6 protein-coding genes are annotated in these 6,275 nt (G+C 51.2%); 2 read left to right on the top strand and 4 right to left on the bottom strand.

Annotated features, from left to right (window positions below):
• Nucleotides 1-613: 613 nt before the first annotated feature.
• The gene (purH, locus tag AACU55_RS14255; protein ID WP_037035726.1) at nt 614-2,203 is read left to right on the top strand and encodes a bifunctional phosphoribosylaminoimidazolecarboxamide formyltransferase/IMP cyclohydrolase; all 1,590 of its coding nucleotides are present in this window, start codon (nt 614-616) and stop codon (nt 2,201-2,203) included.
• 46 nt (nt 2,204-2,249) lie between these two features.
• The gene (gene purD, locus AACU55_RS14250; RefSeq protein ID WP_037035725.1) at nt 2,250-3,539 is read left to right on the top strand and encodes a phosphoribosylamine--glycine ligase; all 1,290 of its coding nucleotides are present in this window, start codon (nt 2,250-2,252) and stop codon (nt 3,537-3,539) included.
• A gap of 219 nt (nt 3,540-3,758) precedes the next feature.
• On the opposite strand, the gene AACU55_RS14245 is transcribed toward purD, so the two are convergent.
• The 4 genes from AACU55_RS14245 to nfi form a co-directional block, all read right to left on the bottom strand.
• Complete coding sequence (locus AACU55_RS14245; RefSeq protein WP_369794811.1) at nt 3,759-4,445, bottom strand: DUF1481 domain-containing protein; 687 nt, start codon at nt 4,443-4,445, stop codon at nt 3,759-3,761.
• Between the two features lie 18 nt (nt 4,446-4,463).
• Entirely contained in the window at nt 4,464-4,736 is a 273-nt protein-coding gene (gene hupA, locus AACU55_RS14240) for a nucleoid-associated protein HU-alpha (RefSeq protein ID WP_013577396.1), read from the bottom strand.
• A 190-nt stretch (nt 4,737-4,926) separates the two neighbouring features.
• Nucleotides 4,927-5,517 carry a YjaG family protein gene (locus tag AACU55_RS14235; protein ID WP_013577397.1) on the bottom strand — a complete coding sequence of 197 codons (591 nt, stop codon included), beginning with the start codon at nt 5,515-5,517 and terminating at the stop codon, nt 4,927-4,929.
• Nucleotides 5,518-5,587: 70 nt separating this feature from the next.
• Complete coding sequence (nfi, locus tag AACU55_RS14230) at nt 5,588-6,268, bottom strand: deoxyribonuclease V (protein ID WP_037035724.1); 681 nt, start codon at nt 6,266-6,268, stop codon at nt 5,588-5,590.
• Nucleotides 6,269-6,275: the final 7 nt, after the last annotated feature.

Genomic DNA, 6,275 nt, shown 5'->3' with positions numbered 1-6,275 from the left:
GAATTACTGCTTGGTCACTCTAAGACTTGATATTTTTTGCCACCGAAGTGGCTGATATCGTCTTGTGAGTGCCCACACAGATTGTCTGATAAATTGTTAAAGAGCAGTGAGTTACGCGCTTTCGCTTACTAACTCGAGGTGGCGTATATTACGCTTTCCTCATTCAGTGTCAACCGTTTATTTTATCCGGTTGCCGCTGTTTTTAATCTTTCCGACCCGGTCACTTCGTGATGTTGTTCACGTTGTTCCCTGTCGATGGAGCGGCATTATAGGGAGTTCTCAGCAGGCCGCAAGGGCTAATTTTAAGAAAAAACACCGTTTGCTGCATTACACAGCAAACCCACTGCTTATACCGTGTTTTGCACAGATTTATCCACAGAGGCACAGGAATATCAAATTTTGCGAGCGTCGCGCAATCGTTTTCGCTACAATTTCGCGCGTCAGTTTTCACTGCCCTTTAGGGGTAATAAATGAAAAGTCAGTCGCCGAAGGGAAGTTATCCAAACTCAATCCCGCGTTTTTCTGCAAATTGCTCTATATAAAGAGAAGAAAAGCGTCATTGAATTCAGATAACGCTCTTTACTGCGACTCCAAAGCCAAGGATATAACCACCATGCAACAATCTCGTCCAATCCGCCGTGCCCTGCTCAGTGTTTCTGACAAAGCCGGTATCGTAGAATTCGCCCAGGCTCTGTCTTCGCGTGGCGTTGAATTACTTTCCACTGGCGGCACCGCCAGCCTGTTGGCGAAAGCCGGCCTGCCAGTCACTGAAGTCTCTGACTACACCGGCTTCCCGGAAATGATGGATGGACGCGTCAAAACCCTGCACCCGAAAGTTCACGGTGGCATCCTCGGTCGTCGCGGGAAAGATGATGAAATCATGGCACAACATTCCATTGCGCCAATCGACATGGTGGTCGTTAACCTTTATCCGTTCGCACAAACCGTCGCACGTCCAGATTGTTCACTGGAAGATGCGGTAGAAAACATTGATATCGGCGGCCCTACCATGGTTCGCTCGGCAGCGAAGAACCATAAAGATGTGGCGATCGTAGTAAAGAGCAGCGATTACGCTTCTATTATTGAAGAGATGGATGCCAACAACAGCTCGCTGACGCTGGCGACCCGTTTCAACCTGGCGATTAAAGCCTTTGAACACACCGCCTCTTACGACGGCATGATTGCTAACTACTTTGGCACGATGGTTCCGGCTTACCACGGTGATACTGAATCGGCTTCCGGCCAGTTCCCGCGCACACTGAATCTTAGCTATATAAAGAAACAAGATATGCGTTATGGCGAAAACAGCCATCAGAACGCTGCCTTCTATATAGAAGAGAGCGTTAGTGAAGCTTCCGTTGCCACCTCAACCCAGCTGCAGGGCAAAGCACTTTCCTATAACAACATTGCGGATACCGATGCGGCTCTGGAATGTGTGAAAGAGTTTGCTGAACCGGCCTGCGTCATTGTCAAACACGCCAACCCTTGCGGCGTAGCTATCGGCGACAGCATACTGGCAGCTTATGAACGCGCCTATCAGACTGACCCGACCTCAGCTTTCGGCGGCATTATTGCCTTCAACCGTGAACTGGATGCTGAAACGGCAAAAGCGATCATCAGCCGTCAGTTTGTGGAAGTGATCATCGCACCATCGGTAAGTGCCGAGGCACTGACACTCACCGCCGCGAAACAAAACGTTCGTGTACTGACCTGCGGACAATGGGAAGGTCGCCAGAAAGCGCTCGACTTCAAACGTGTTAACGGCGGACTGCTGGTCCAGGATCGCGATTTGGGTATGGTTGATACCGCTGATCTGCGTGTGGTATCCGAGCGCCAGCCGACAGAGCAGGAACTCACAGATGCCCTGTTCTGCTGGAAAGTCGCAAAATTCGTCAAATCCAACGCCATTGTGTATGCACGAGACAAAATGACCATCGGTATCGGCGCAGGCCAGATGAGCCGCGTTTACTCCGCTAAAATTGCCGGTATTAAAGCCGCTGACGAAGGCCTGGAAGTGGCCGGTTCCGTAATGGCTTCTGATGCCTTCTTCCCGTTCCGCGACGGTATCGACGCTGCGGCAGCGGTAGGTATTACCTGTGTTATCCAGCCAGGCGGTTCTATCCGTGACGATGAAGTGATCGCCGCGGCTAACGAACACGGCATTGCAATGCTGTTCACCGACATGCGCCATTTCCGTCATTAATTTTCTTTTAGCGGGTGCGATGCGCCCGCTCACCCGGAGTCTTCGAATGAATATTTTAATTATCGGTAACGGCGGGCGTGAACATGCACTGGCATGGAAGGCATCGCAGTCACCTTTGGCTGATAAAGTCTTTGTTGCACCAGGCAACGCCGGTACCGCGCTGGAACCGTTACTGGAAAACGTTGATATCGCCGCAACGGATATCGCCGGTTTGGTGGCTTTCGCTAAAAGTCATGACATCGGGCTGACGATTGTCGGCCCTGAAGCGCCGCTGGTGATTGGCGTGGTTGATGCTTTCCGTGCAGCCGGTCTGAAAATTTTTGGCCCGACGCAGGAAGCCGCGCAACTGGAAGGTTCTAAAGCCTTCACGAAGGATTTTCTGGCTCGCCATAACATCCCAAGTGCCGATTATCAGAACTTCACCGAAATCGAACCCGCCCTGGCTTATCTGCGCAGCAAAGGCGCACCGATAGTCATCAAAGCCGATGGTCTGGCAGCAGGTAAAGGCGTCATTGTTGCGATGACGTTGAAAGAAGCGGAAGACGCCGTTCACGACATGCTGGCGGGAAATGCTTTCGGTGATGCAGGTCATCGCATTGTTATCGAGGAATTCCTCGATGGCGAAGAAGCCAGTTTCATCGTCATGGTCGACGGCAGCAATGTGTTACCGATGGCGACCAGTCAGGATCACAAACGCGTGGGTGACGGCGACAGCGGTCCGAACACGGGCGGCATGGGAGCCTATTCTCCGGCGCCGGTCGTAACCGATGAAATCCATCAACGCGTGATGGATCAGGTCATCTGGCCGACTGTTCGCGGTATGGCGGCGGAAAATAACACTTATACCGGTTTCCTGTATGCCGGTCTGATGATTTCAGCCGACGGCCAGCCGAAAGTGATCGAGTTCAACTGCCGTTTCGGCGATCCGGAAACTCAGCCGATCATGTTACGTCTGCGTTCTGATCTTGTGGATTTATGCCTGGCCGGTGCTGAAGGTCGTCTGGGTGATAAAACATCTGAGTGGGATCCGCGCCCGTCTCTGGGTGTCGTGCTCGCAGCCGGTGGCTATCCTGCTGATTATAAAACCGGAGACGTTATTCATGGCCTGCCGCTGGAAGAAGTGCCGGATGGTAAAGTCTTCCACGCCGGGACCCGTTTGCAGGATGAACGTGTGGTCACTAATGGCGGTCGCGTGTTATGTGTGACGGCATTGGGTAAAACGGTGGAAGCAGCCCAGGCACGCGCTTATGATTTAGCGAAAGACATTCATTGGGAAGGTAGTTTCTGCCGCAAAGACATCGGTTATCGCGCCATCGACCGCGAACGTAATCAGTAATTACATCTCACCCGACGATCAAAAAAGGCACGCTTCGGCGTAATGCTGGTCACTTAAGGAAATGAGGCCCGTGAATTTGGGCCTTCGATGAAGAAAAATAGCGCTATAAGCCTGATTCCTTCATTATCCTTTGAAGCACAAAAATGAATTTGTATTCATAAAAATGCTTAAGTGACTGGCATTACGCTTCGGCGTGCCTTTTCAATAGTGAAAACGGGATCAGAGATCAGACTCTTTTGGTTCCCATTTACAGAAATCTTCATTGGCGACCAGCAACAGTTCGTTGCCTTGCGGAGCCGTCAGCCAGGCTAAGCCCAGATTATCGTTACTTCGGCTGGCCCGTTTCGCCAGCCAGACCTGTGAACGGACAGTCAGTGCCGGCGTCACCTGCTCGCCTGCGCAGGTCGTTATTAACCCTTTGCGCCAGCGTGCCTGGACCAGCCGGACATTCCCTGCCCGCAGCGCATTGCTCAGGTCGAGGGTTTTTGACGCTTCATATTTATAGCGTTCGATTTCGTCTGACGATAACTTCTCGCGGCGCTCAGGGAGTTGTCGCTGCATAAAGCTAACGTTGCCACCCTCGTCAAAACGCAGCATGACACCCAAATCAGTTTTAGTCGCATGGGTTTCTTTAATCAGGTGCAATTGCCCCTGCTGGAATTCGTATCGGGTAATAATCGTATCGCCGCCGTAATAGGGGCTATAGACGTTGAGAATGGTTTGAGGCTCGTGCTGTGCGCTGTCTTCGCGCCAGAGCCGGTTGATACCTTGATCAGCGACATAGCCGCTGGCAAAGAATAACTCAGGGCCTTTTTTAGAACTGCAACCCACCAGACCGAGCACCAGTAAACCTGCTACCAGTCCGGGGGTGATAAACTGAAGGGCCTTAAAGGCCCCCCCGCTTATTCTTTTCACTGCAAGCAATTACTTAACAGCGTCTTTCAGAGCTTTACCAGAAACGAACGCAGGCACGTTTGCAGCTGCGATTTTGATTTCTTTACCAGTCTGTGGGTTACGACCAGTACGCTCGTTACGATGATTTACCTTGAAAGTCCCGAAACCAACTAATTGTACAGCATCACCTTCTTTCAGAGACTCGGTAATAGCAGACAGGGTAGATTCAAGAGCAACTTTGGCCTGTGCTTTGGAAAGATCAGCTTTGTCCGCAATTACATCAATCAGTTGAGTCTTGTTCATAAGTTATCCTTTACAGTGTGTTTATCGTTTGCAAAGCATCAAGTGCGACGGATATGCCGATTGACAGCACCCTCCTGCATACACGCACCGATAGCCACTTTTTTTACGCCCCCCAAATGTAGACCAGACAGGGTGCGGATGTGAAGCCTTAAGGCACGACAAATCAGGCGTTAAATCACGTTTTCTTGCCTTATTGCGCTAAATTTATGCCAATGTTACTGACAGCAGCTTCACGCAGGTCAGAACGTAACCCTTTTATTAATTCCAGGTCACGCTCCTCACAGTCAGCCAACAGGCGAAAAATCTCCCATTGGATGTCCCATTCTTCTTCAACGGCAGGAATGACTTTGAGTTCTTCATCGGTCATTTCTTTCCCGGCCTGAGTCATTTCCAGCATCGCGACAGTACGAATTGACGTCTCACTGACGGCAACCGCGTGAGACAGCGTTTCGCCACTCAGACGCGAATGAATCAGTTCGCCTAATGCAATACACGCATCAATGGCCGGATAAACCCCATAGATGTCGTAATCATCAGAAGAAGGCACCGCTTCCTCCAGTTTTTCGAGCTGTGAGTCAAAATTGACCTTGGCGTCTTTTACCACCAGCGTTTCCCAAATTAAATCCAGGATGCGGCGGTAAAGCTGTGGTTCGCCAAACCCGGTCTCCAGGCAAAATGCCTGATAGTTCGGATACATGCGTTCACACAAGCTCGCCATAAACGTCACGTGTTGCCAGCTTTCCAGCTTTTCGAGACGTAAATGAATTGGATTACGTAACATGAGTTGATCTCGTTAACTTTTCTGCGCGGGAGTTTACCTGAAATAAATCAATATCCCTATTCCTTGATTCCTAAAGATCATCACTCAACCGTTGCCAGCGTTGAAACGCCGCCCGGTTTGATGCCACGGCATCCGCCCAACGGGTAGGCTCCGGCAGACGATATTGCCTTATGCACTGTTCGACCCAATAAAACGATGAATCCATGCTGATACGATTACCGGGTGAGATGAATAATGGATTACAGCGTAGCTTGCTGCGCCACACCCAGCCAATCTGTTCATCCCCTTCGTACAGCGCCTGGCGGCTGTGTAGTTCATCGCCTAATGGCAGGAACTGACCGCATAGACGACTTTTCGCCACACCAATCGTCGGCACGTCGATCATCAGACCAAAGTGACTGGCAACGCCGAGACGGCGCGGATGCGCGATCCCTTGCCCGTCGACAAAAACCAAATCAGGCTGCAATGAGAGTTGCTGCCAGGCTTGCAGCAGTGCGGGAAGTTCGCGGAAGGAAAGGAAACCGGGAATGTATGGCATAACAGTAGGAATGCGGGCAATCTGATATTCCACCAGTTCCAGCGTTGGGTAGCGCAAAACAGCCACCGCCGCACGTGTCACCTCACCGCCCTGTTCGAAACCGACATCCACTCCCGCGATCAACGCGGGAGTGGTAAATCCTGGCGGATCCTGCAGTTCGATCTGATCAGCGAGGATCCGTTGTTCTTCACGTAATGCACGGGTATCGATCATACCGGGA

Source organism: Rahnella sp. CJA17(1/100) (genome assembly GCF_963881615.1).
Lineage (GTDB): Bacteria > Pseudomonadota > Gammaproteobacteria > Enterobacterales > Enterobacteriaceae > Rahnella > Rahnella aceris.
This window is presented reverse-complemented; position numbering and strand designations above follow the sequence as displayed.

What these genes read in the sequence shown, in the direction of transcription:
- nfi (WP_037035724.1), bottom strand. Translation starts at nt 6,268, where the DNA reads ATGATCGATACCCGTGCATTACGTGAAGAACAACGGATCCTCGCTGAT.
- AACU55_RS14235 (WP_013577397.1), bottom strand. Translation starts at nt 5,517, where the DNA reads ATGTTACGTAATCCAATTCATTTACGTCTCGAAAAGCTGGAAAGCTGG.
- purH (WP_037035726.1), top strand. Translation starts at nt 614, where the DNA reads ATGCAACAATCTCGTCCAATCCGCCGTGCCCTGCTCAGTGTTTCTGAC.
- hupA (WP_013577396.1), bottom strand. Translation starts at nt 4,736, where the DNA reads ATGAACAAGACTCAACTGATTGATGTAATTGCGGACAAAGCTGATCTT.
- purD (WP_037035725.1), top strand. Translation starts at nt 2,250, where the DNA reads ATGAATATTTTAATTATCGGTAACGGCGGGCGTGAACATGCACTGGCA.